Here is a 23,761-nt window from a genome sequence, read left to right on the forward strand (position 1 = left end):
CCATGGAGCACCGCGTTCTTATATTGGCGCCGTTCGGCCGCGACGCTGACGTAATTGCGGACGTACTTGCGGCGGACGGCCGTCAATGCCTTGCTTGCCTCGATTCGCAGGTGCTCGCGACGGAGCTGGCTAAGGGCGCTGGGACCGCGATCGTTACCGAGGAGGCGTTGTTGACCGACGACGCCGTCAATCTATTCGCCTGGCTGAGACAGCAACCCGTCTGGTCCGACTTCCAGATTACCCTGCTGGCTGGAAAGAGAGTCGAACGACGTTCTGCACGAAGCATACAGGTGCTTGAAGAGCTTGGTAACGTCGTAGTCCTCGAACGACCGCTCAATTCGGAGACGCTGCGTCGAGCGGTCGCATCGTCACTTCGCGCACGAGCCAGGCAGTACGATTCGCGCGGACACCTCGCCGAGTCGCATCAACATCTGGTGGAACGTACGAAGGCCCAAGAGGCGCTTGAGCGTCTCAACGATTCGCTCGAAAGCCGGATTGCCGAAAGGACGGAGGAACTTGCATCCGCTAACAACCGGCTGATGAGGGAAATCCACGAGCGCGCAAAGGTACAGGCGGTACTGGTCCAATCGCAGAAGATGGAGGCCCTCGGGCAGTTGACGGGCGGCATCGCGCATGACTTCAACAATCTGCTGAATGTCATTATGGCCAACGCCGAGCTCATCGCGCGCATAAGCGGCGATGAACGCATCCGCAGTATGGCCGCAACCACCAAGCGAGCGACCGAGCGGGGTGCGAAGCTCACCGGGCAGCTCCTGACCTTCTCCCGAACCAGCAATCTCAATCTGAGATCGATAAACGTCATAACGTTGCTTCAGGGGATGCACGACATCATTTCCATTTCCCTGGGCTCGTCGATTAAGTACACCACCGTCTTCGAAGGTGATGAACTGTGGACTCGGGCGGATGCCAACCAGCTCGAGTTGGCCGTTTTAAACCTGGCTATCAATGCGCGAGACGCGATGCCCAGCGGCGGCAGACTGACCATCCGAGCGGGAGCGCGGCTGGCGCCTGACGAAACCTTTACCTCGGACCGGTATGTTGTAGTAGAGGTGTGCGATTCCGGCTCTGGAATTCCGGCGAGCGTGATTGCGCGAGTTTTCGATCCCTTCTTCACAACCAAACCTGTCGGGAAGGGGACGGGGCTTGGCCTAAGCCAAGTGTATGGAATCGCCCGGCAGGCCGGGGGTACGGCTCGCATCGAAAGCGAGCAGGGCAAGGGCACGACGGTTGAACTATGGCTTCCGCTCGGGGCGAAAGACATGTCAGAGATGAAGGCCGCCGCCGATCCGGAGCGGAGTGCGGCGGGCGTCAAGCGTATTCTGGTTGTTGAGGACGACGAGGATGTGCGCACCATGCTCGTTGAATGCCTGAAGACGCTGGGATATATAGCTACCGAGGCCCCAGACGGTCCAAGCGGTCTGGGGCGGCTCGCGCATGACGATCCCGATTTGCTGATGGTCGACTTCGCGATGCCAGGCATGAACGGGATGGAGGTGATTGCGCAGGCTCGAAAGCTGCGAGCCGATCTCCCGGTGATTCTCGCTACCGGTTACGCGGATGTCGATATTTCGAAGCTGGCCGAAAAGGGCTTTACTATCCTGCGTAAGCCGTTTCAGCTCGATGATCTGGCGCGAGCTGTCCGCCTCGGCCTCAGCAACTGATTCAGCCAACCGTATCTGTGCAGACTGTCATGGGGACGCCAGAACACGGTTTCTCTTGACATCGTTGCCACGGCAAACTTCCCATGCTGCCTGACTCGCATGCGCGAGCGGCCCAAGAACTTCCAAATGAAAAACGGCCCGGGCGCAGTTGCACTCGGGCCGTCAAATCCAGACCTTTTTCCGCTACACCTTTCGATACCTGAAGAAGGACCTTAACTGAACGGCAGTACGGCTTCGGCCGCTGTTTTCACGTTTACGACAAACGATCGCGCACATAAGCGGCCGTGCGGCTTTCCGCCACTTTCGCAACTTCACGAGGCGGGCCGCACGCAACCGTCCTTCCGCCGTCGTCGCCCGCGCCCGGTCCGATGTCGATCAGCCAGTCGCTGTGCGCCGCGACACGCATGTCATGCTCGACGACGATCACCGTGTTGCCCGCGTCGACGAGTCCCTGCAACTGGGTCATCAGCCGGTCGACGTCGGCGGGGTGGAGGCCTGTCGTCGGCTCGTCGAGGATGTAGAGCGAGTCGCCGCGTTGCGCGCGCTGCAGTTCGGTCGCGAGCTTGATGCGCTGCGCCTCGCCGCCCGATAGCTCCGTCGCGGGCTGGCCGAGCCGCAAATAACCGAGGCCGATGTCCTGCAGCACTTGCAGCGCGCGCATGACCTGCGCTTCGTCGGCGAAGAAGTCGCAGGCGGCGTCGACCGTCAATCCCAGCACCTGCGCGATGTTCTTGCCGCGCCATTCGATTTCGAGCGTCGGCGCGTTGTAGCGCGTGCCGTGGCAGGTGGAGCAGGGCGCGTACACGCTCGGCAGGAACAGCAGTTCGACGCTGACGAACCCTTCGCCTTCGCACGTCGGGCAGCGGCCTTTCGCGACGTTGAACGAGAAGCGGCCCGCGTCGTAGCGGCGCTTGCGGGCGGCCGGCGTCTCGGCGAAGAGTCTGCGCACGTGATCGAAGAGGCCGGTGTAGGTCGCGAGATTCGAGCGCGGCGTGCGGCCGATCGGCTTCTGGTCGACGCGCACGAGCCGCCGGATCGCCTCCATTCCTTCGACGATGTCGCCGCCCGTCGGCTGTGTATCGGCGGCGAGGAGCGGGTCGAGTTCTTCGTCGGCGTCGGGTGTGATCGTGCGGCCGAGGCGTCCCGCGACGAGCTCCGGCAGCGCCTGACTGACGAGGCTCGATTTGCCCGAGCCCGATACGCCGGTCACGCTCGTGAAGCAGCCGAGCGGAAACGCGGCATCGAGTTTGTGCAGATTGTTCCGCGTGATTTTCGCGAGCCGCAACCAGCCCGAAGGCGTGCGCGGAGTGTTCGCGGCACGCTTGTGGGTGCCGAAGAGATGCTCGCGCGTCTGCGACGCTTCGACCTTCGCGAGCCCCGCCGGCGGCCCGCTGTACACCACGTGACCGCCTGCTTCGCCCGCGGCCGGGCCGACATCGACGAGCCAGTCCGCGCGTCGCATCATGTTCAGATCGTGCTCGACGACGAAAAGCGAATTGCCCGCCGCCTTCAGCCGCTCGAGCGCCGTGAAAAGCGCTTCGCCATCGGCGGGATGTAGCCCTGCGGAGGGCTCGTCGAGCACGTACACGACGCCGAACAACTGCGATGCGAGCTGCGTGGCCAGGCGCAGGCGCTGCAATTCGCCCGACGAAAGCGTAGGCGTCGCGCGGTCGAGCGCGAGGTAGCCGAGGCCGAGGTCGATCAGCGTCGTCAGGCGCTCGAGCAATTCCTCCGCGATGCGCTGCGCTGCGACGCGCTTCTCGTCCGACATGTTCGGCGTACGCCGCACGTTCGGCGCCGCCTTGTGCGCGGAGCCGCCCGCTGCGACGCGCTTCTCGCTCGCTTCGCGCATCGCCTGCTTGCCGAGGATCGCTCTGTCGCCGTCGATGCCGTGGGTGTGCGCGGGCAGTTCGCCGCGCGCGATCGGGCCGAGCAGGCCGGCGAGGCGCGCGAGCGGCATCTGCGAGAACGCGGCGATGTCGAGTCCTGCGAACGTCACGGACAACGCCTCGCGCTTCAATCGCTTGCCGTGACACGCCGGGCACTCGCTGCCGATCATATAGCGCGACACGCGTTTCTTCATCAACGCGCTTTGCGTATTCGCGAACGTGTGCAGCACATAGCGGCGCGCGCCGGTGAACGTGCCCTGATAGCTCGGCTCCATCTTGCGCTTGAGCGCAAGCCGCGTTTCCTCGGGCGTGAAGCCGGCGTAGACGGGCACCGTGGGCGTATCGTCGGTGAAAAGGATCCAGTCGCGGTCCTTTTTCGGCAGATCGCGCCATGGAACATCTACGTCGTAGCCGAGCGTGACGAGGATGTCGCGCAGATTCTGCCCGTGCCACGCGGGCGGCCACGCGGCGATCGCGCGCTCGCGAATTGTGAGCTTATCGTCGGGGACCATCGACTTTTCGGTGACTTCGTACACGCGTCCGAGCCCGTGGCACGTCGGGCATGCGCCCTGGACCGTGTTCGGCGAGAAGTCCTCGGCGTAGAGCATCGGCTGCTTCGGCGGATAGCTGCCGGTGCGCGAGTACAGCATGCGCACCAGGCTAGAAAGCGTCGTGACGCTTCCCACCGACGAGCGCGCGCTCGGCGTGCCGCGCTGCTGCTGAAGCGCGACGGCGGGCGGCAGTCCTTCGATCGAATCGAATTCGGGCACGCCGACCTGTTCGATCAGCCGGCGCGCGTAAGGCGCGACCGACTCGAAGTAGCGCCGCTGCGCCTCGGCGTAGAGCGTGCCGAACGCGAGCGACGACTTGCCGGAGCCGGACACGCCGGTGAATGCGACGAACGCATTGCGCGGAATGTCGACGTCGATGTTCTTGAGGTTGTGTTCGCGTGCGCCGCGCACGCGCACGAAACCATCGCGCGCGGTTTCGGGGGAGTGTTTCGGACGGGAGTTCATCCGCTGCGGAGACAGCAATCCGCAGGCCAGCTAGCCGGGCAGCTTCGCCGCGAGCACGTCGACGTGCGCGATTTCGGGCGGCCTGGCAAAAAGGTCCGCGGCTTTCGCCGTCAGCGCCTCGGCGACCTTGCCCGAGAGATGCGCCTGGCGGCCGGCTTCGTCGGGAAAAGTATCGAAGATGCCGAACGTGGACGGCCCGAGGCGCAGGCCGAACCACGCGATCCTTGCGGGCTCCGCTTCGACGAGCGGCAATCCGCCCATCAGAAAGGCTTCTACTTCCTGCTCCTTGCCCGGCTTCGCTTCCAGCCGGACGAACAACGCGGTCTTGACCATGACATCGCTCCTGTTGCACGCACTGAGGTGACGGACAAATGAGTCGCATACCTCAGCTTACGTCGAATTCTAGGCTGCTTAAGGCCGATTCGTCATATGGACGCCGCACCGGGCGAGATCGCGGAGATCGCCCGCGTACTTGCCATGAATTCCGTCAGGTCTTGCCCGGGCGCGGCGTGCGGCCACGGCGATTCCCGCGATGCGGATTCCAACCAACCGATCCGGTGCTCGTGGATTCTCTTGGCGATGTTCGTACCGATTTGGAGAAGTCATGTAGTGACCAAGTTTGCGCTACGCTCGAAATATTGGAAGGTGGTCTTCGAGCCTGGAAGGCTAGGCGCTCACCGGGCGCGAGCCCGACGTTTTTTTAACGCTCCCGACGGTTTTATTTGGTTCGACTGCAAGCAAAATTGTCGCTACTGCGGTTCGTCGGCCCGAATTGTCAAGGTATGGGCGGTGACACATTTGATGCGGTCTACGACCGCGCAGGTCGCCGTCAATGCCTTCGCAGGTGCGCTTGAATTTCGCGCGCATCGAGGGCCGAGAGATCTTCGTTGATCTCTTCGAAAATCATCTGACGCGTCTCCTCGCTCAGGCGCTCGCGCAGCATCCCGAGAAACTTCGGCTCCGCGGCAAATCGCAATCGCCGATACCGGTGATGAAGCCGTCGCTGTTCGACATAGTCGGCGACGGTCTTTGCGAATTGTTCGCGATCCTTCTCGCTCAGCGTCGGTCCAGTAGAGACGACATTGACGAGGTCTTCGATTTCCCGCAATTCTAATTTGAGTCCCGGGGTCTCGAAGATTCGAGCACGGCTGCCGTCGGCAACGACAACCCAGGTAGTGACAGCCATGGTGCGCCTCTCAGCGTGATCGGTCGCCGGCTCGGCGGCCATCGCAAATCGTCGCCTGACGCCAGCGAGCTTGCCGGTCAACGACAGTCTATCTCCAGCGCCCATCGATGACGGACCGTGGGGTCTCCCCGCGCTCCTGCGCGAGCGATGGATAGTCGGTATAGCCGCGCTCGCCGCCTCCGTAGAACGTTGACGGATCCGGCGAATTGAGCGGAGCGTGCGACCGCAGGCGTTCCGGCAGGTCGGGATTGGCGATGAACAAGCGTCCGAACGCGATCAGGTCTGCGTTGCCGTCCTCAAGCCATTTTTCCGCACTGCCGCCGTCGAACCCGCCCGCGACCATCAGCACACCATGATAGGTGCGGCGTATCATCTCGCTCATGCGTTTCGCGCGCTCCGTGAAAGCGACATCCTCACCGGTCGCCGCCAGCGCGGGATTGACGATGTGCAAATAGGCCAGCCGGTATCGATTGAGCTTCTCGATAACATAGGAAAAGGTCGCCTCGGGATCGTCGTCATGCATGTCGTTGAAGGTGCCAAGAGGAGAGAGCCGCACCCCGACCTTTTCCGGCCCCCACACTTCGCAAACCGTTTCGATCACCTCGAATAGCAGCTTGGCCCGACGGTCGCTCGATCCGCCGTATTCGTCCGTGCGACGGTTCGTGCCGGACGACAGAAACTGGTCGAGTAGATAGCCGTTCGCTCCGTGCACTTCGACGCCGTCCATACCGGCAGCCTTTGCGTTGCGCGCACCCCTGAAGTATTGGCGCACGAGATACGGCATCTCTTCGACCTGCAGCGCGCGAGGCGTGGCGCAGGGCGCGACGACACCTTCGCCGCGCCCGTTCTCAATGAACGCCTCCGCTTTCGGCTGGACCGCAGAGGGTGCAACGGGCAACATTTCATCGGGTTGCAATGAGGGGTGCGATATGCGTCCGACGTGCCAGAGCTGCATGAACATCAACCCGCCCGTCTCGTGCACGGCGTCCGCCACGAGCCGCCAGCCTTCGACCTGCTCGCGACTATGGATCCCAGGTGTCCACGCATAGCCCTGTCCTTGCATCGACACCTGCGTCGCCTCACTGATGATGAGCGCGGCCGCTGCACGCTGCGCGTAATAGCAGGCGTTGAGCTGCGACGGTATGTTGCCTGGTCGGCTCGCGCGCGAACGCGTAAGCGGCGCCATCACGACACGATGACGCAGGTTGTGCGGTCCCACCCTTAGGGGTTCGAAGAGCTTGCGCAGCGGAATTTGTTCGTCGTGTTGCCGCGCTTCCCCGGGCGCGATTTCCGTATCGGGCATAAATTCGCTCCTTCTGTTCTTGACTCGGCCCGAAAAGTGTTGCCATAGACGCATCGAAGCGTCGGCGTCAAATCCACATCGACAGGATCCCCCTCTCCGCCCAGTCTAGCCATGACCCGACGCGGGCTTCTTTCCGGTTTCTGCTCAGATGTGTCACGATTCTGCGGTCTCCCGGTCTCCCGGTCTCCCGGTCTCCCGGTCTCCCGGTCTCCCGGTCCATCGCTCCATCGGGGATGGGGCCCTGCCATGCCCTCGGCTGCTCTGGTGCTTTCGAAAGATTCACGACCGAGGCGCTCGCCTCGGACTTCGGCACGGGGATGGTGCAGTCGGGCCATAGAGGGAGAGCGCCCTGGTCGATGCAGCGGGGCCGTCGTCGGGCGGGAGCAGGCCTTTACGCCTGCCGGCCAGTCGCTCAACGGTCCGGAAAGAACCTTGACGATCATCTCGGTGGCTTCGGCGGCGCCTTCGAGCGCGGTCGGATGCAAGTTGGATTCCATCATGCCTGTCGCCATGACCGGTATCGGGGTCAGGCCGGGCCGGCGTGAGCAACTGCCGGGCGAGGGCTGTTCGACTGCGGCGACGCGTCAAGATCGTCCATCTGCGCAGTTGATGCCGTCGGCCCGGGAGCGTGGTCTCCTTTCTGCGTCTCTCGTCAGGTAGGTGGAGGGTCATTGCATTTGTCGGTGGCTATCCGGATTAGCGACTAGACTTAAAACATCGTCGGCGCATGCTCGCGCAAGAGGAACGTATGCGCCCGTTCACTCCCGATCCTGACGTGCGACCGAAGGAGCCAGACCGATGCCGAAGACCGTTCGAACCGCGGAGCAGATTCGCGACGAACTGCAAAACCGCATGGCGAAAATCGCCGCTGACGCGCCGGTAGCTTTGCACGTGCGCATACCGCTGCCAGAGCGGCACCCGCCCGACGCATCCGGCCGCAACTGGAACGTCGTGCCGCTCAATGACCTCGGCGCAGATTTTGGGTACATCATGTCCAGAAGGTGATCGAAGACATGCGTACCGAGTTCATGCTTCCCGATTGACGCCTTGATACGAAACCCGAGGGGCTCATACAAACGCACGTGTTTGAGCATCGAGGCTAGGAGATCGTGGTACAGCCGGAGCAGAACGGAAACGGCGCGTAGAAGGTACACAGTGAGTGTGCGTCATGCAGATAGCCAGTGGCGGAATTTCGTCCAGAGATGGTTCAGCCGGAATGACTGACGCAGGAGACGCGGTGCGCAACGGCCTCGAATGGGGCACGCGTTTTTGTTGACCGCAAGCTGGAAGAGACGCACGACCGATGTTATGGAAGCGTCAGCAGAAAGCCAACAAAACCCGGCAGGATTGCGAAAGACACCGCCCTACGGTGCGCTTACGGTGCAGGGATATGGCCAACCGCTGTTATCTAGCCGCGGACTGCCTGCTAGTGAAGTGCATGAAACGAAAGAAACTCCTGAACCTCCTCAAAGGCCGACCTGTTCATGGTCAGGATCTATGGACGCATGCGCAGCGCTAACGGCTACGCGATCCGCGACTTCCTGCATCGCTGCGACATACCGTTCGAATGGATCGAACTTGGCAGCGGTAAAGAAGCGGAGGAACTGGCGCACGTGCAGCATCTTTCCGACTCGCGCTTGCCGGTCTGCGTCTTCCACGACGGCACGCGGCTCGAGTGTCCCACTATCCGGCAAATCACCGAGAAGCTCGGCTGGTTTGCGAGTCCATCCCGTGAAGGCTACGATCTGGCGATTTACGGCGCAGGACCGGCGGGATTGAGCGCGGCCGTGTACGGAGCATCGGAAGGGCTGCATACCGTACTGGTGGAGCGTTGGGCGCTGGGCGGTCAGGCAGGCAGTAGTTCAAAAATCGAGAACTATCTGGGCTTCCCACACGGCGTGAGCGGCGCGGAACTGGCAGAACGGGCCCGCGTCCAGGCCATCAAGTTCGGCGCCGACATCCTGATAGCGCGCGCCGGCGTGCGCGCGGAATTTCCGCCCGGCCAGGGCATCGTCTATCTGGAGGATGGCACACGTATTACGGCGCGCACGTCGATCTGCGCCACCGGCGTGGCATATCGCACGCTCGGCCTGGAAGGTGAGGAGCGCTTTTTCGGCGCGGGCCTTTATTACGGCGCCGGCGCGAGTGAGGCGGCGCTGATCTATAACGAAGATGTCTATGTGGTGGGCGGCGGCAATTCGGCGGGACAGGCCGCCATGCATTTTTCGCAGTCGGCCAACCGCGTCTATTTGCTCGTGCGTGACGCGTCGCTTAAGAACACGTTGTCCCAATACCTGGTGGATCGCATCATGTCGGCGCCGAACATTGAAAGGTGCACGTGCACTGAGGTTACCGCACTCGCAGGCGGTGACGTGTTGCAGGAGATCACACTGACCGATGTGCGCACTGGCCGGCAACGCACGGTAATGACAAACTGGCTATTCATCTGCATTGGCGGCGTGCCGCAGACCGAGTGGGCGCAGGAGGTTGGCATTGTCCGAGATGAAGGCGGCTATCTCGTAACCGGTCCCGACCTGCAGGATTATCGGTCGAACCTGAAATGGCCGCTCGAACGCGCGCCGCTACATCTGGAGACCTCTGTGCCTGGCGTATTCGCAGCGGGCGACGTACGTCACGCGTCGATCAAGCGCGTGGCGTCGGCAGTCGGCGAGGGCGCAATGGCTGTGGCGCTGGTGCATCGCTATTTAAATAGCGCGTGAGCGTAAGCGCAAGCTTGAATCACACGTCTGCGCGCACCTCTCAGAGGAGTACGATCATGACCCCCGGTTGCACGCATCTAGGCGAGGCCCGCATTCTCCACACGCCCATCGACTATTGCGAGGACTGCGTCAAGCTTCGCCAGCCGTGGGTACATTTGAGGCTTTGTCTTTCGTGCGGACACGTCGGCTGTTGCGATTCGTCGCCCAACCGGCATGCAAGCAAGCATTTTCACGCGACCGGCCATCCGCTGGTGCGTTCAATCGAACCCGGCGAAACGTGGATCTGGTGCTATCGCGACGAGATCGTCGTAGGCGAACTTGAATCGTGACCAGCCACCCGCACGGGCGGGCGGCGTCCCGTTCAAGCAATGCCGGTGTTACGTATGCGCCGGTTCTTGTTTCGCCCCTTCGCTCGGCGCTTCTGCGGGCGCTGCGCCCTTCTGCACACGCACAGAGTGCGTACCGGAGTCGTAGGTCATTGTGACCTTATCACCGTCGCGAACGTCGCCCCGCAGCAGCGCATCGGCGAGTTGCGATTCCACTTCCGCCCGGATCTTGCGCTTTAGCATTCGTGCGCCGAACTCGGGGTCATAGCCGATCTCCGCGAGATGATTGCGCAACGAATCGTCGAATGACAACTCAATGTTTTGCCCGGCCGCGGTGCGCTGCACGCGCGCGAGTTGCAGATCGACGATGCGGCGAATCTGCTCCCTGCCGAGCGCATGGAACACGACGACTTCATCGACCCGGTTCAGGAACTCGGGCCTGAAGTGATGCCGCAGTACTTCCATCAGACGGTCGCGCAGCGCGGGGTAGTCCAGCTGCTTCTTGTCGGATCGCACGTTGTCCTGGATCATCTGTGAACCAATATTGCTCGTCGCGATGATGATCGTGTTCGTGAAATCGACGAGACGGCCCTTGCCGTCGGTGAGGCGGCCTTCGTCGAAGAGCTGCAGCAGCATGTTGTGCACCTCCGAATGCGCCTTCTCGATCTCGTCGAGCAGCACCACGCAATACGGGCGGCGCCGCACCCGCTCGGTCAACTGGCCGCCTTCCTCATAGCCGACATAGCCCGGAGGCGCGCCCACCAGCCGCGCTACGGTATGCCGCTCGGAGTACTCGCTCATGTCGATGCGCACCAGCGCGTTCTCGTCGCCGAACACAGAGGCGGCGAGCGCTTTGGCGAGTTCGGTCTTGCCCACGCCCGTCGGTCCGAGAAAAAGGAAGCTCGCGGTCGGCTTGCCGCCTTCGGTGAGACCGGCGCGTGACAGTCGGACCGCCTTCGCGACGGCGCTGACCGCCTCGTCCTGGCCGACCACCCGTTCCTTCAGACGGTCTTCGAGACGCAGCAGTTTCTCGCGGTCCTCGGCGGTGAGTTCAGACACGGGCACGCCCGTGAGCGACGCCACGATCTGCGCGATGTCCTCTGCTGTGACCTCTTGCGAACTGGTGCCGCGTTCCTTCTTCCACGCTTCGGTCGCATCGTTCAGGCGCTTCTGTTCGGAGACGAGCTTGTCTTCCAGTTCCTTTGCCTTGTCGAACCGCTTGGCGGCGCTTGCCGCATCCTGTTCCTGGCGTGTGCGACGCATGGTCGCCTCGATGTCGCGCAGTTGTGTCGGCCGCGAATTCGATGAAATGCGCACGCGAGCGGCCGCCTGATCGAGCAGGTCGATGGCCTTGTCCGGCAGGAAGCGTGCGGCGATATAGCGGTCCGACAGCTTCGCCGCGGCCGCGATGGCCTCCTCGGTAATCTTCACCTTGTGATGCGCTTCAAGGCGGTCACGCAGTCCGCGCAGGATTTCGATGGTTTCCGCGACGGTCGGCTCGGGCACGTTCACCGGCTGGAAGCGCCGCTCGAGCGCCGAGTCCTTTTCGATGTACTTTTGGTATTCGTTGAGCGTCGTGGCGCCCACGAGATGCAGTTCGCCGCGCGCGAGAGCAGGCTTGAACACGTTGCCGATATCGAGCCCGCCTTCGCCGCCGCCCTGGCCGGCACCGACGATCGTATGCAGTTCATCGATGAAGATGATCAACCGGTCCTGGTTCTCGACGATCTCATCGAGCACCTGCTTCACGCGCTCTTCGAACTCACCGCGGTACTTTGCCCCCGCCACCACGCTGTTGATATTCAGCTCGACGACACGCTTGCCGCGCAGCACTTCTGGCACCTGGTCCTGGGCGATGCGCTGCGCGAGACCTTCGACGATCGCCGTTTTGCCGACGCCCGGTTCGCCGATCAGCACCGGGTTGTTCTTGCGCCGACGCGCAAGGACTTCGATAGTCGTTTCGATTTCCTTGTCGCGGCCGATCACCGGATCGAGCTTGCCGCGCCGTGCAAGATCGCTCAGGTCGCGCGCGTACTTGTCGAGCGTCGGCGTGGTGGAGCGACCCTCGACGGTGCCTTCCTCGGCGCCCTTGCCGACCACCTTGACCGTCCTCTGGCGGAGCGCATGCGACGATAGCCCGTACTTGCGCAACAGCTCGCCCGCGAAGCCGTCTTCCTCTTCCACGAGCCCAATCAGGATGTGCTCCGGTCCGACGTAGCTGTGGCCGAGTTCCCGCGACGCGGTGAGCGCATTTTCAAGCGCGCTTTTCGCGCGCGGCGATACGCCGATGCGTTCCTCGTCCGTCTTCTCGGCGCGGGTGCCGCGTGGTGCGTTCTGATCCACGTTCTTCTTGACCTCTTCGGGATCGAGCTTGAATTCGCGCAGAATCTCCTGCACCACGTTGTTGTCGGCGAGTGCAAGCAGCAGGTGCTCGGTATCGACTTCGGACTTGCCGAACTCGACCGCCTTTTGCGCGGCCGCCTGCAAGCGCTCCAGGCCGCTCTCGCTCAGGAACGTCTGCAGGTCGACGGCCTCGCGCGCTCGGCGATGCCGACGCGGCCGGCCGGCGGGCCGCCGCTCGCGTTCGCCCCCCGACTCGCCGCCGCCGCCCGCGCCTTCCCCCCACTCGCGTGCGTCTCGTCCGCCTGGCCGAGAGGTTGCCAGCCGCCGCGCCTGCCTTCGAGCGGCGACAACATGTCGTCGAAGAGACTTTCGAAAAGGCCGCCGTGAAAGAGCGATTCGAGCGGCGAGAGGCTGCGCTGGTTGCGGGCCATGAACTGCATGTAGTGCTCGTCGCACAGCGTCAACTGACGGCGCTGGCCGTTCTCGGTGATCGTGATCTGCGAGGTCGCCGGTTTGCCGCAAACGCTGCAAGTGGCCATGATGTTTATATGAACGCGTCCCGTTTGCAACAGTTTTCGTGTGTTCAGACTGACAGGATGGGCTGCGGCTTTATATCCGGCCTTGTTGCAGCCGGTACAGCCGCTGCGGGCCCCTATGAAATTCGCTGACCCGCACCTCATTTCTCCGGCGAGCTCGAAGCTCTCCACATCATTCAGGTTTAGCGAGTCCCGGTCCTACCTGGCTTGTCATCACACTCAATTGCTGCGCAACCTTTCGACGTTCACCCTGTGTTAAAACGATGGTTGATCAACTACGCGACGCTGACCGCTCAAGCCGGTTTTACGCTCGCGTAACTCTTCTGATACTGCCGGTCATGGGCTAGCACGGCCCAGATCGTTCTGGCTATCTTGTTGGCCAACGCAACCACAATCACGTTCGTTGGCCGCCGCTTCTTGATCTGCTCGACCCAGGGGCCAGGATCTTTCGAATGCGACAACACACTGCGCGCACCGTGAATCAGCAGCGTGCGCAAATACGTGTCGCCGCGTTTCGATATGCCGTGGAAGTTCACCTTGCCGCCCGAGCCTGTCTGCTTTGGCACCAGTCCCGCCCACGCTGCAAACTCCCTGCCTGATTTGAACGCCTTTGCGTCACCCATCATCGCCACCGCTGCCGTCGCCGTCAGCAGGCCACCACCGGGTATCTCGCTGATCGCCTTCACCGCCCGGTCTTCCTTCTTCCACTCGCGCATGCGGCGCTCAATCTCGGCAATCTGCTCGTCCAGCCTTGCCAGCCCGTTCCACTGCTCGCGCAGCGTGTCGATCAACGCCGCCGGAAGTCGCTGTGCAAGCCGTCCCAGCACCGCCGCAATCTCGCCGTTCAGTTTCTCCCGGCCGCGGCTCATCACCTCGCCGTATTCCGTCAGCAACCCACGCAGTCCGTTGATTTGCATCGTGCGGAACTTCACCAACTGCTCGCGCATCCGATGCAGTGCCAGCATCGCCTGCTGCATCTCCGTCTTCACTGCCACCGGCTTACCAGGCTGTTGCACCGCCAGCCAGATCGCCTTTGCATCGGCCGCGTCGTTCTTGTTGCGGATATTGAACGCCTTCACGAACTCCGCCGGCATCAACCTGACTTCGTGGCCCAACTGCATCAACTGCCGGGCCCAGTGGTGCGCTCCGCCACACGCTTCCATTCCGATCAGGCACTTGGCACGGTTGGCAAAGTGCTCCAGAAACTTCGCCCGCTTGATCGGCTTGTTCACGACCTCGCCGGTTTCCTGATCGATGTAATGCACTTGGAACACCTGCTTGGCGATGTCTACACCAACTGCGATACTGTTCATCGTGGATCCTCCGGTTGCCTGGGAAATGCTTGCATTTTCCGCTTGGGCACATCGATGCCGTCGGCCCGTGAGGATCCACCCTGCCTTTTCCTCTCACTCGACCACGGGGTGGGACGCGTTCATTTCATTTCTCCGTTGGGGGCAGGGGATGGTTGAAAGGCGAGGGATCTTGCGCAAGCAGTGAGGCGATGCGCCGCGCGGCTGCCGTCCGCACTTTGCATCCGGTGGGTCATGCCCCGTTTCGGTTTCAGGGTGCCGTGCATGCGTTCTGCCACGCGCGGCGAATCCGCCGGCCGAAGCGGCACCCGCGTCTTCGCCGGCGCCGCGCCGCGCCGAGAGCCTCGCACGCAGGACCGCACAGGCACCGTCGAGCCACGGCTGTACGGTGGCCTGATCGGTGTCGAAGCGCGCCGCGACTTCGCGGGCGGGCAGGTCGTCGACGCGAGCGAGCAGCATAGGTCGCCCCCGCGCATGCGGTAACTAATATATTCGTCGATACCGTCGTGTCTTGGCGGCGAGCGTCGTGCTCCGCAGCGCGAAACCGCAGCTTCACCCGATACTTGCCGCCCATGCGCCTCACATCCTTCTCGTCACGCGCGCACAGCCTGACGAGATCCGTCGCGAAGTACTGCAGGTACCGCTTGAAACGATGCTCGTCCAGTCCCGCGATCCTGTCTTCGACGGCTTCATGCAGGATATCGTCGAGGCTATGGAAACTGACGACCTGCCTCACTGTGTCGCCGTACGCAGTCGCGCTATTTGATCTCGAGGCGCCGCTTCGCCGCGGGTTCATTGGCCGCTTTGGGCACCCGCACGGTGAGCACGCCGTTCTCGAAATTCGCTTCGGCGCGTTCGAGATCGACGCCCGAGGGAAGCGGAATCGCGCGCTCGAACTGTCCGAACGCCCGCTCCACCCGGTAGCAGCCCTTCTCGTCGCTCTTCGATTCGATGCGCTTCTCGCCGGTCAGCACCAGCATGTCCTCGACGACTTCGAGCTCTACGTCCTCACGCGACAGTCCTGGCAACTCGGCCACGACGCGCAGCGCGTCGCCGTCGTCGACCACATCGAGGCGCGGCTGAAAGCGGCTGGGACTGAAGTCGCCGAACCAGTTGCCGAGCGGTCCCACCCCGCCGAACGGATCGCGTATCAGGTCGGTGAGAAGATGCAGGGGATCGGGCAGCGGCCAACGCGCCGCATCGAACGATGCCGGCCATGCGGACGCGGCCGCATCCGAGGTCAACGGCGCGGTGGCCAGCTGTGAGGCCGCGGGCGCGGCGTTCAGCTTCGCGCCCGCGCCCTTTTCCTCGGGGCTCTTGCGCAGGAAGCGGAAGGGATTCCACTTATCGACGTCCAACAGCATCGCTATGCTCCTTGTTCCGATGAGCCGTCAGAGCGGCCCGAATCTTCAGTGACTCCTGCCTTGGCGTTCCCGGCCGATGTCAGCCCTTGGCATATTCGAACTCCGGCAGTTTTTTCAGCGCATCCTTGTTTGCGCCGACCAAGATTGCCTTCGGTGCTATCTGCTTGAACTGCTGAATGGGGATGGCGACGCGGTGCGCCGCCATCCCGAGAAAGCCGCCCACGTCGATAATCGCGGTCGACAACGACCCATCGGGTGCGACAATCAGGTCGTCGACGCGGCCGATCTTTTCGTTCTTTTCGTTGTAGACATCGGTGTGGATCATCTTCGATGCGCGCCAGCCTGTTGCGACCAGTTGCGCTTCGGTGACGGTCACGCCGAGCGTCGCCTTCCCGGCGATAGGCGCATCCTGCGCGGTCGCGCCGCTGGCCACAAAGCCACCAGCGGATAGCGCAAGGATGAATGTCGACAGCCTTGCGGCCGATGCGAGGTTAGTCTTCATGGCGTTCTCCAAAATGCGCAACGGGATACGTGGACGCCGGGCGCAGGATGCGCTCATGAGTGCAGCGGCGTGTTTTGCTTGTCGCGAAGGACGGCGCTGCGCCAATTCCGTGCGCCGAGGCCGAGGACGAACAGAAGCGCGCCGGTCACGATCGCGTAGGTGCCGATCATCCAGACGAGCGCAAGCGCTCCAGCACCCGGGACGGCCAGCACGAAGATGCCGAACAGAGCCGACAGGATACCGATGAACAACAGCAGCCACTGCGTGCGGCCGCGCCTTTTCAGCCGAACCCAGGCGATGACGTCGAGCACTCCGGTGACTATGGCGTTCGCGCCCATCACTGCGATTAACACGAGCGCCGTGACGCCCGGCGCCGCGACAGCAATCAGGCCCGCAGCGATCGTGCACAGGCCGAGCAGTAACGGGATCCACCAGTCCGTGCGGATCGAACGATGTCGTATCGCCGCGCTGACCGCTGCGATGCCTCCAATGAGCGCATACGCCGCGAACACCGCGACGAGAAGCAGCAGCGTGAGACCGGGCAAAAAGAGCGCGACGAGGCCGAACAGGATTCCCGCGGCGCCACGCAGCGCGAGCATCCACCATGCGCGTCCGAGCAGTTCGTCCATCGTTCGGTCCTCGGTCGAATTGCCGGTATCCGGCTAATACAGCGCGCGCAATTCTTATGCGGCGCATATTAGTCAAGCCTACGTCCGCAAGCCGCGCGCTTCTTTCGGGTTCCTGCCCAGAGGTGTCGGAATTCTGCGCTTGTCGGTTGCCCGGGGATCGATTCGAGAACGCATCACCGGATCGTCGGGAGGTGATGCGCAAGGCGGAAAGCGCGGGGCGTGCAGCCCGCATATCGATGGAACACTTCGGTGAAATGCTGCTGCGTCTGAAAGCCCACGCATGCGGCGACATCGATCAGCGGGAGGCTCCCTTCCGAAAGCATTGACTGCGCTAGTCTCAACCTTTCGGTTGTCAGGTAGAAGTGAGGTGGATGCCCCGTCGCATTCTTGAAAGCCCGCGCGAAATGCGACGGGCTCATGTGCACGAGCGCGGCGAGGTGCTCAATCTGGATGCTCTCGGCGATGTGCTCGCGTATGAAGTGTTCAACGACGCTCAGCTTTGGCTGGCTGAGACTTGCACCCGCGTCACGCGTATCGCCGTCGTGTCCGTACCGGCACGCGAGATGAAGTGCGAACACATCCGCGAACGCGGCAAGGCAGATAGGGTCCGGGCTTCTGCCGACGTGCAACGAATTGAGCGTGTCGGCCGCCTCGCGTAGGAAAGGGTCCCACGCCTTGAACCAGCATGGGATATTGCACGTCGTGGTGCCGAGCGCCCTTCGAGCGGTTTCCCTCACCTTGGCCGAATTGAGCGTCACGACGAAGCCGCGCGGACCGTAATCATTGTCGAGCTCGATGCAAGCCGACGCCGGCACGATCGCGATGAACGGCGCACTGACGCTTATGTGCCGATAGGGGCGTGCGCTGCTGCCGATGGTGCTCGCGTGCGCGGTGGTCCGGTCAGCCGGGATGACACACGAGATCGATTGCGCCGACTGTACGGCACAGTCTGTGCGGGACGCGCCGATCGAGTGGCAGCGAAGACATCGCAGTTGTGGAGGACGTGGCATTTTGCTCCATCGTGCGCGTTCGCTGGGGAGGCGCGACTCGAAGTCGTGCCCCCCCAAGTGTAGTGTTCATTTTTCGTCTACGGTAAGTTTGATTTGTTATATGACGAGCGAGCGTTGCATTCTCTCGCCGCCAAAATGCCCTTCCGGCCAGATGAACGCGGCGTGCCGGAGGCCGAGGTCGAAATAAGGCCCGGTTAATAAGTAGCCGCTACGAACGTGTCATTGGTCACGGCTGTTGAAGAGGATCGAGCCCGCCCGGACCTGGACTATGCGCAAAGATCGAGCAAGAACCGGCAAGTACTCGATGTTCTCGGAGCGAAAGCAGTCACTCAGCGCGCTCTTTCCGATCCTGCGCGGCGGGCTCGGCGATCGCGGCTTCGACGGGATCGTCGCGCTGCCGCATCAGCCAGTAGACGCTGCCAAGCGCAACCAGAGCGGCCGCGAGTGCGGCGATGCGAGCCGGGTCCGTGGCTGGATCGAGGATGATGAACTTGCGCGCTATCGCGAGCATGGCCACGAGGATCACTGTCTTGACTTGCACGATGTGATCGCGTCTTAACATGACGCGGGTAATCGAATGCTTGAATTCCATCGCGATCAACAGCGTCATCACCATCCCGAAGACCGCCTGGAAGATCGCATGATCCAGAGGATTGAGCGCCCCCGATAGCAACAGCGCGATGACCGCCCGAATCAACTGCCATAGCGATACGACGATAATCACCGAGATCACGATGCTCAGGATATGGGCGATTATCTGCTCGAAGCGCTCATAGAAGGTGAGCACGCGCCATTGCAGCCGAAGCTCGTCGAGGTTCAAGCGAATTGGTCGGGTTGGTTTGTTCATGAATGGGTTTGCACAAAGGCTCGGACAGAAGTGAAGCCCAATAAGGGCGTAACGCGCAGTGGCGGCGGCAACGAAAGCCGCGGACAGCCTCTGTGAGGGTGAGCCATGCGTGCGGCCGTTTCTTTCGCCTTCGTGCTCACTTTTTTCCCTTATCTGTTGTGCAAGGCACCTTACTCACGCGGTGACCCCGCAATCTGCTGCGCGGGCTTGTGGCACGCGGCAGGCGCGAGCACGCCGAGGAAAACAGATTCGCGTCTTTTGCAGCACGGTGCGCTGCATGAGCCCCGTTCTCGCGAGCAGCGCCGGATTTGCTTGCCCGCCGACAAGCTGAAGCCCCTATTGGGCGAGAAGGGGTGACATAGATGTCCGCGCGGATCATTTTCGGAACGCCCTCCACACAAAGGTCTGCGCCGGCAAAGGGAATTTTCAACAGTCTGCTAAAGATTTCGCCATGCCGGTCGTTAACTTCGAGTGCATCTTCGAAAAAGGAAATGCCTCCTCGCTACCAAGCGCTGCGGAAAAATTCCCGAAAGGGCGCACTGGGTCCGACCTAGAGATAAATAAGTCGCCGTTTTCGATCATGAAAGACTCTTCCAAGAATCCCGACCCGGTCTTCCCGCCCAGCGTGCTTTTGATGCTGCGCAAGTCACGCAACTGGCTTGCAGGCCTCGCGAGCGTGGGCCACGCGTTCAGCGCCATGTTAATTATCGGGCTGTGGTTGGCGCTCGGAGTGTTCGTAGCCTGGGATGCGCGCACTGAGCTGCGCAGGGCGAGAACGCAGACCGACACATTGGCCGATGCTATAGCCGCTCATACAAGTCGCGTTCTGAGCCAAGCAGAAGATTTGGCAGCCGTTGTCGCGTGGCAAGTTCAGAAACGGGGTCTGGGGCTACCGCTATCCGATTACACGCCGCCCGGCTCATTTAAGCTCGACGCATTCGAAAAAATCGCCGTGATTGACCGCGACGGAACGGTGCGATCATCGACCGCGCCGCGACATCCTGGCGTCGATGTTGCGGATAGCGACCAATTTGCGGTCCATGTCGACAATCCCAGCACGCGCCTCTTCATTGGCAAGACAGTCATAGGGCGCGCGAGCGGCAGGCCTTCAGTGCAGCTTTCACGCAGAATCGATGATGCCTCCGGCCGCTTTTTGGGTGTGGTGGCGATTTCAATGACCCCCTCGCACCTAACCGAATTCTACGAGGCCCTGCGCGTGGGCGATCATGGAATGATTTGGATTCTGGGTACCATTGACTACGAGGTCCGCGCTCGCCGAAGCGGTCCGACGAACGCCGGCAATCTACTGCTGCCCGAGGACGACCCTCTGCGCAGAGCGTTGACTGGCGCAAAAAGCGGACAGCTTTCCGGTGCCAGTCGGGTGGACGGTGTCTACCGAACCATCAGTTACAGGGAACTAGCCGATTATCCGATTGCCGTCGCTGTGGGATTTTCGGTCACTGATTTCCTGCTTGCGTTCAGGGGCCGCGCCCTGGCGTTGCTGGTGGCGGGAATCGTGCTGCCGGCTCTCATCCTTGCTGCCGAGACATACCGGGCTATCCTTCTCACGAAGATGAAGTTCGCCGACGCACGCGAACGCGAGGCAGACAGTAACCGTGCACTCAAGGTGCAGCGGATCGAATCGCTCTTTATGGCAGTATCGGATGCTGCCGTCGGATTCTCGCCTGACGGCGAGATCGACGGTTACAACTCCAACTTGCTCACCCTACTCGGGTGGTCAGTGGACGACCTCCCACGCGCGACTGCCGCAGCGCTGGCCGCTGCGTTCTTTCGCGAAGACACAAGCGCGGAACGCGACGGCAAGGCGTCGAGCATGGCATCGATGCTGCGCGACGTATCCGCCGATGGCGCCATAAGCGCTGTGTTCCAGCTCGAATCATCGACACCGGCCGCGTATGAACTCCGCGTGGAGAGACGATGTGGTTCCGCTACGGGGACCGTTGCGCTATTTAGGGATATCACTGCGCAATCACGAATCGCCGATAGCGAGCGCGATCTCGAAAGCACGCTCCAAGCAATAGGCGATGCCGTCGTGTCGGTCGACGAATGCGGCCGGGTCAAGCGCATGAACATCATGGCGGAAACCTTTTCCGGATGGAAGAGTGCCGACGCCGTCGGTCGCCACCATGCAGACGTCTTTTCTCTTATCAGTACCGCAAGCGGTGCTTGCGCTGCGGCTCCGGTAGATGAAGTGCTTAAGACCCGGCAAGTGCTGCGTCTCGCCGATTGCCGTATTTTGCTTTCTCTCAGCGGGGAGAGGCGAAACGTTGCGCTCAGCGCGGGTCCGCTTCGGGGTCAAGGCGATCGTGTCAACGGCGTAGTACTCGTACTGCGCGATGTAAGTCGCGAATATGCCGGTGAGCAAGCCCTAATGCAAAGTGAAGCTCGCTACCGCCAGCTCATTGCGCTATCTCCATACGCGGTGTTTCTAGGTCAGAATCGCATCGTTAAGTTCGCCAACCCCAAGGCGCTCGAGATGCTACGCGCGCATACGCCGCAACAGGTGGTAGGGCGCTCTATCCTGGACTTTCTACATCCCGACAGCATTCCCGCCGTCGAGAAGCGCATGGCCCGACTGCACGACGACCGGGCCGCGGTCCCGCCCATGGAAGAAAAATGGTTGCGCCTGGATAGCACAACGTTCATTGGCGAGGCCATGGCAGTGCCCTACGAGATGGATGGTGCGCCCGCCGTGCTTGCCATGCTTCACGATATTAGCGGCCGCAAGGAGGCTGAAGCGGAGCGGGACCGCCTCTTCAACCTGTCCCGAGATCTGGCTTGCGTCGCGGAGCCGACGGGTTTTTTTAAGAGAGTCAACCCCGCTTTCTCCAGGGTGCTTGGCTGGAGCGCGGACGAACTGCTGGGCCGTCCTTTTATCGAGCTCGTCCACCCGGAAGATCGGGAAACGACCGCAAGCCGAGTGGGCGGGCTTTGCTTTGGTACGCCGATGGATCACTTCGAGAATCGCTACTTGTGCAAGGGCGGATCGTCTCGATGGCTATCCTGGAGCGCGGTAGAACTGGATGGCGTCATCTACGCGACGGCACGCGATGTGACTGAAAGCCACGAAGCGACTCGGCAGTTGGAACAGGCAACCGCCAATGCAGAGGCAGCATCGCGAGCCAAGAGTGCGTTCCTGGCTATGATGAGCCATGAGATACGCACGCCGATGAACGGCGTCATCGGCATGACAGAGGTATTTGCGCGCACTGGACTAGCCAGCGATCAGCATGATATGGTCGCGACGATTCGTGAATCGGCCCACTCGCTGCTCGCGATTATCGACGACATTCTGGACTTCTCCAAAATCGAAGCGGGCAAACTCGATGTCGAGCAAGCCCCGGTTCCCATTGTCGACCTCGTCGAGAATGTGTGCGCTTCGCTGCTGCCGGTGGCTCAGAGAGCCGGCGTGAGCCTCGCAACGAAAGTCGAGCCCGATGTTCCGGACATTGTGCTGTGCGACGACACACGGCTCAAGCAGGTCCTTTACAACCTTGTCGGCAACGCGGTCAAGTTCTCAGGTAGACGTTCAGGACGAGTCGGGAACGTATCGGTTCGCCTGGACGTCGCCCCGCATGCGCCGGGCGAAGTGCGAATTCACGTCGCTGACGACGGCATCGGCATGTCTGAACACACGATGGCCGGACTCTTCACGCCATTCAGCCAGGCAGACGTCTGCACCACCCGCAAGTTCGGAGGGACAGGGCTTGGTCTTGCCATTTGCCACCGGCTCGTCAGCCTCATGGGCGGGAACATAACGGTGTCCAGCATTCTGGGCGTCGGTTCGACTTTCGTGGTTAAGCTTCCTTGCCACACGCCAGTATCCGAGCAGGTAGACCGGCGACCGGACATGGAAGGCATCACCTGCCTCGTCCTGCGGTCCATCCAATACGACGCCGAAAACATTCGTGTCTGGCTCACGCGCGCGCGTGCGCAGGTTTTCGTTGTCGACAGTTTGAAGGACGGTCAGCGAGCCTTCGAAGTAGCGTGCGGCTCACTTCTGATAGTCAGAGACGACGTTCCGGCACTGCAGCCATTTCCGCTGCTCGATTCGAGCGAAGACGCGCGACTAGCCGTCCCTGAACTGAGAATTGCTGCTGGAGCACGCTCGGCCATGCACCTTGAAGGTGGCGGGGTCGTTGTCATTGGAGCGGAAGGATTACGACGGCAGTCGTTCAGGCACGCTGCAATGGTAGCTGTTGGCCGGGCGACGCTGGAGATAGCAGTGCCGACTGCAGACGAGGCGTTGCTGGGCAAGGGCGAGTCTCATCCAATAACAGTCGCAGGTGCGCGCGAGCAGGGACGGTTAATTCTCGTGGCGGAAGACGATGAAATCAATCAGAAGGTAATCCTTCGCCAGCTTGCCCTTCTCGGTCACGTTGCCGAATTGGCGAGTGACGGGGGCGAAGCGCTCGATCTATGGCGTCGTTCAAGCTATGCACTTCTTTTTACCGACCTACATATGCCGGAACTGGACGGCTATCAGTTGGTGGAGGCCATCAGGCGGGAAGAGGCGAAGGGAGGAACGCGAATGCCCATCATCGCTTTGACTGCAAATGCAATACACGGCGAGGCTGCCCGGGCAGTGGCTTGCGGCATGGATGGGTACCTTACCAAGCCATTACAACTTGCCCGGCTCCAGGCCGTGCTTGAAACGCATTTCCCTGACGTGAAACATGCGCCGCCCGAACAGAATTTACAGCCGCCGAATTCAAGTGATGTGCAATCGCTCAGCGTAGATACGAATGTGCTCAAAAGCATCGTGGGCGACGATCCTGAGGTAGTGCGCGAATTGCTCGCCGATTACCTGAAATCCGTGCAGCACCTTGCCACGGAACTGCGCACTCATTGTGTGCACGGCCGTGGCCGCGAGGCCGGTTCCGTCGCACACAAATTGAAGTCGTCGTCCCGCTCGATCGGCGCTAGTGCACTGGCTGATCTCTGTGCGGAACTCGAGAACGCTGGAAAGACCGGCGACCTCGCCACACTGGCCCGCTGGGTTAAACAGTTCGATGCGGCGCTCGCCGCCGTCGAACAAGAGATTGCATCGATGCTGCAGAAGACAATCACTTGATAA

17 protein-coding genes and 1 pseudogene are annotated in these 23,761 nt (G+C 61.8%); 7 read left to right on the forward strand and 11 right to left on the reverse strand.

Annotated elements, in window-relative coordinates; translation table 11 throughout:
- Positions 1-2: 2 nt before the first annotated feature.
- Entirely contained in the window at positions 3-1,682 is a 1,680-nt protein-coding gene (locus AWB68_RS14930) for an ATP-binding protein (RefSeq protein WP_087645129.1), read from the forward strand.
- Positions 1,683-1,935: 253 nt separating this feature from the next.
- On the opposite strand, the gene AWB68_RS14940 is transcribed toward AWB68_RS14930, so the two are convergent.
- From AWB68_RS14940 to AWB68_RS14955, 4 genes are all read right to left on the reverse strand, one after another.
- Positions 1,936-4,587, reverse strand: a complete 2,652-nt coding sequence (locus AWB68_RS14940) for an excinuclease ABC subunit UvrA (RefSeq protein ID WP_087645130.1) — start codon at positions 4,585-4,587, stop codon at positions 1,936-1,938.
- A 30-nt stretch (positions 4,588-4,617) separates the two neighbouring features.
- Positions 4,618-4,920 (reverse strand): putative quinol monooxygenase, encoded by a 303-nt coding sequence (locus tag AWB68_RS14945; protein ID WP_087645131.1) that lies wholly within the window; start codon positions 4,918-4,920, stop codon positions 4,618-4,620.
- Between the two features lie 496 nt (positions 4,921-5,416).
- Positions 5,417-5,854 carry a host attachment protein gene (locus AWB68_RS14950; RefSeq protein WP_327382576.1) on the reverse strand — a complete coding sequence of 146 codons (438 nt, stop codon included), beginning with the start codon at positions 5,852-5,854 and terminating at the stop codon, positions 5,417-5,419.
- 7 nt (positions 5,855-5,861) lie between these two features.
- Positions 5,862-7,076, reverse strand: coding sequence for an alkene reductase (locus AWB68_RS14955; protein WP_087645132.1), 1,215 nt, complete (start codon positions 7,074-7,076; stop codon positions 5,862-5,864).
- A 798-nt stretch (positions 7,077-7,874) separates the two neighbouring features.
- Here AWB68_RS14955 and AWB68_RS14960 point away from each other — a divergent pair.
- The 3 genes from AWB68_RS14960 to AWB68_RS14970 all read left to right on the forward strand — a co-directional run bounded on the left by AWB68_RS14960 (position 7,875) and on the right by AWB68_RS14970 (position 10,125).
- A complete protein-coding gene (locus AWB68_RS14960; protein ID WP_235028342.1) occupies positions 7,875-8,081 on the forward strand; it encodes a hypothetical protein in 207 nt (68 codons plus the stop codon).
- A 479-nt stretch (positions 8,082-8,560) separates the two neighbouring features.
- Positions 8,561-9,796, forward strand: a complete 1,236-nt coding sequence (locus tag AWB68_RS14965; RefSeq protein ID WP_087645133.1) for an NAD(P)/FAD-dependent oxidoreductase — start codon at positions 8,561-8,563, stop codon at positions 9,794-9,796.
- 56 nt (positions 9,797-9,852) lie between these two features.
- Positions 9,853-10,125 carry a UBP-type zinc finger domain-containing protein gene (locus AWB68_RS14970; protein WP_087645134.1) on the forward strand — a complete coding sequence of 91 codons (273 nt, stop codon included), beginning with the start codon at positions 9,853-9,855 and terminating at the stop codon, positions 10,123-10,125.
- Between the two features lie 48 nt (positions 10,126-10,173).
- Here AWB68_RS14970 and AWB68_RS14975 read toward each other — a convergent pair.
- Positions 10,174-13,004 (reverse strand): annotated as a pseudogene (locus tag AWB68_RS14975) (ATP-dependent Clp protease ATP-binding subunit).
- Positions 13,005-13,294: 290 nt separating this feature from the next.
- Complete coding sequence (locus AWB68_RS14980; RefSeq protein WP_087645135.1) at positions 13,295-14,314, reverse strand: IS110 family RNA-guided transposase; 1,020 nt, start codon at positions 14,312-14,314, stop codon at positions 13,295-13,297.
- 261 nt (positions 14,315-14,575) lie between these two features.
- Here AWB68_RS14980 and AWB68_RS14985 point away from each other — a divergent pair, with 261 nt between their 5' ends.
- Complete coding sequence (locus AWB68_RS14985) at positions 14,576-14,794, forward strand: hypothetical protein (protein WP_125482940.1); 219 nt, start codon at positions 14,576-14,578, stop codon at positions 14,792-14,794.
- A gap of 43 nt (positions 14,795-14,837) precedes the next feature.
- Positions 14,838-15,077: a hypothetical protein gene (locus AWB68_RS14990; protein WP_125482941.1), complete on the forward strand. Its 240-nt coding sequence runs from the start codon at positions 14,838-14,840 to the stop codon at positions 15,075-15,077.
- Here the strand turns inward: AWB68_RS14990 and AWB68_RS14995 are convergent.
- The 5 genes from AWB68_RS14995 to AWB68_RS15015 all read right to left on the reverse strand — a co-directional run bounded on the left by AWB68_RS14995 (position 15,070) and on the right by AWB68_RS15015 (position 18,663).
- Positions 15,070-15,675: an Hsp20/alpha crystallin family protein gene (locus AWB68_RS14995; RefSeq protein ID WP_087645138.1), complete on the reverse strand. Its 606-nt coding sequence runs from the start codon at positions 15,673-15,675 to the stop codon at positions 15,070-15,072. The two genes, AWB68_RS14990 and AWB68_RS14995, sit on opposite strands and share 8 nt — an antisense overlap.
- A gap of 79 nt (positions 15,676-15,754) precedes the next feature.
- Positions 15,755-16,234 (reverse strand): PRC-barrel domain-containing protein, encoded by a 480-nt coding sequence (locus AWB68_RS15000; protein ID WP_374729576.1) that lies wholly within the window; start codon positions 16,232-16,234, stop codon positions 15,755-15,757.
- The gene (locus tag AWB68_RS15005; RefSeq protein WP_087645139.1) at positions 16,231-16,806 is read right to left on the reverse strand and encodes an HdeD family acid-resistance protein; all 576 of its coding nucleotides are present in this window, start codon (positions 16,804-16,806) and stop codon (positions 16,231-16,233) included. Before AWB68_RS15005 ends, AWB68_RS15000 begins: the two co-directional genes overlap by 4 nt.
- 173 nt (positions 16,807-16,979) lie before the next feature.
- Entirely contained in the window at positions 16,980-17,816 is an 837-nt protein-coding gene (locus AWB68_RS15010; RefSeq protein ID WP_087645140.1) for a helix-turn-helix domain-containing protein, read from the reverse strand.
- 325 nt (positions 17,817-18,141) lie between these two features.
- Complete coding sequence (locus AWB68_RS15015; RefSeq protein ID WP_087645141.1) at positions 18,142-18,663, reverse strand: phosphate-starvation-inducible PsiE family protein; 522 nt, start codon at positions 18,661-18,663, stop codon at positions 18,142-18,144.
- 451 nt (positions 18,664-19,114) lie between these two features.
- On the opposite strand from AWB68_RS15015, the gene AWB68_RS15025 reads away from it, so the two are divergent.
- The gene (locus tag AWB68_RS15025) at positions 19,115-23,758 is read left to right on the forward strand and encodes a PAS domain S-box protein (RefSeq protein WP_087645143.1); all 4,644 of its coding nucleotides are present in this window, start codon (positions 19,115-19,117) and stop codon (positions 23,756-23,758) included.
- The last annotated feature ends 3 nt before the right edge of the window (positions 23,759-23,761 follow it).

It is taken from the genome of Caballeronia choica, from assembly GCF_001544535.1.
Lineage (GTDB): Bacteria > Pseudomonadota > Gammaproteobacteria > Burkholderiales > Burkholderiaceae > Caballeronia > Caballeronia choica.

Excerpts from the sequence above, each read along its gene's own strand:
- AWB68_RS14940 (WP_087645130.1), bottom strand. The coding sequence starts at position 4,587 with ATGAACTCCCGTCCGAAACACTCCCCCGAAACCGCGCGCGATGGTTTC.
- AWB68_RS15005 (WP_087645139.1), bottom strand. The coding sequence starts at position 16,806 with ATGGACGAACTGCTCGGACGCGCATGGTGGATGCTCGCGCTGCGTGGC.
- AWB68_RS14995 (WP_087645138.1), bottom strand. The coding sequence starts at position 15,675 with ATGCTGTTGGACGTCGATAAGTGGAATCCCTTCCGCTTCCTGCGCAAG.
- AWB68_RS14930 (WP_087645129.1), top strand. The coding sequence starts at position 3 with ATGGAGCACCGCGTTCTTATATTGGCGCCGTTCGGCCGCGACGCTGAC.
- AWB68_RS15025 (WP_087645143.1), top strand. The coding sequence starts at position 19,115 with ATGCCGGTCGTTAACTTCGAGTGCATCTTCGAAAAAGGAAATGCCTCC.
- AWB68_RS14985 (WP_125482940.1), top strand. The coding sequence starts at position 14,576 with ATGCGTTCTGCCACGCGCGGCGAATCCGCCGGCCGAAGCGGCACCCGC.
- AWB68_RS14960 (WP_235028342.1), top strand. The coding sequence starts at position 7,875 with ATGCCGAAGACCGTTCGAACCGCGGAGCAGATTCGCGACGAACTGCAA.
- AWB68_RS15010 (WP_087645140.1), bottom strand. The coding sequence starts at position 17,816 with ATGCCACGTCCTCCACAACTGCGATGTCTTCGCTGCCACTCGATCGGC.
- AWB68_RS14945 (WP_087645131.1), bottom strand. The coding sequence starts at position 4,920 with ATGGTCAAGACCGCGTTGTTCGTCCGGCTGGAAGCGAAGCCGGGCAAG.
- AWB68_RS15015 (WP_087645141.1), bottom strand. The coding sequence starts at position 18,663 with ATGAACAAACCAACCCGACCAATTCGCTTGAACCTCGACGAGCTTCGG.
- AWB68_RS14965 (WP_087645133.1), top strand. The coding sequence starts at position 8,561 with ATGGTCAGGATCTATGGACGCATGCGCAGCGCTAACGGCTACGCGATC.
- AWB68_RS14970 (WP_087645134.1), top strand. The coding sequence starts at position 9,853 with ATGACCCCCGGTTGCACGCATCTAGGCGAGGCCCGCATTCTCCACACG.
- AWB68_RS14955 (WP_087645132.1), bottom strand. The coding sequence starts at position 7,076 with ATGCCCGATACGGAAATCGCGCCCGGGGAAGCGCGGCAACACGACGAA.
- AWB68_RS15000 (WP_374729576.1), bottom strand. The coding sequence starts at position 16,234 with ATGAGCGCATCCTGCGCCCGGCGTCCACGTATCCCGTTGCGCATTTTG.
- AWB68_RS14980 (WP_087645135.1), bottom strand. The coding sequence starts at position 14,314 with ATGAACAGTATCGCAGTTGGTGTAGACATCGCCAAGCAGGTGTTCCAA.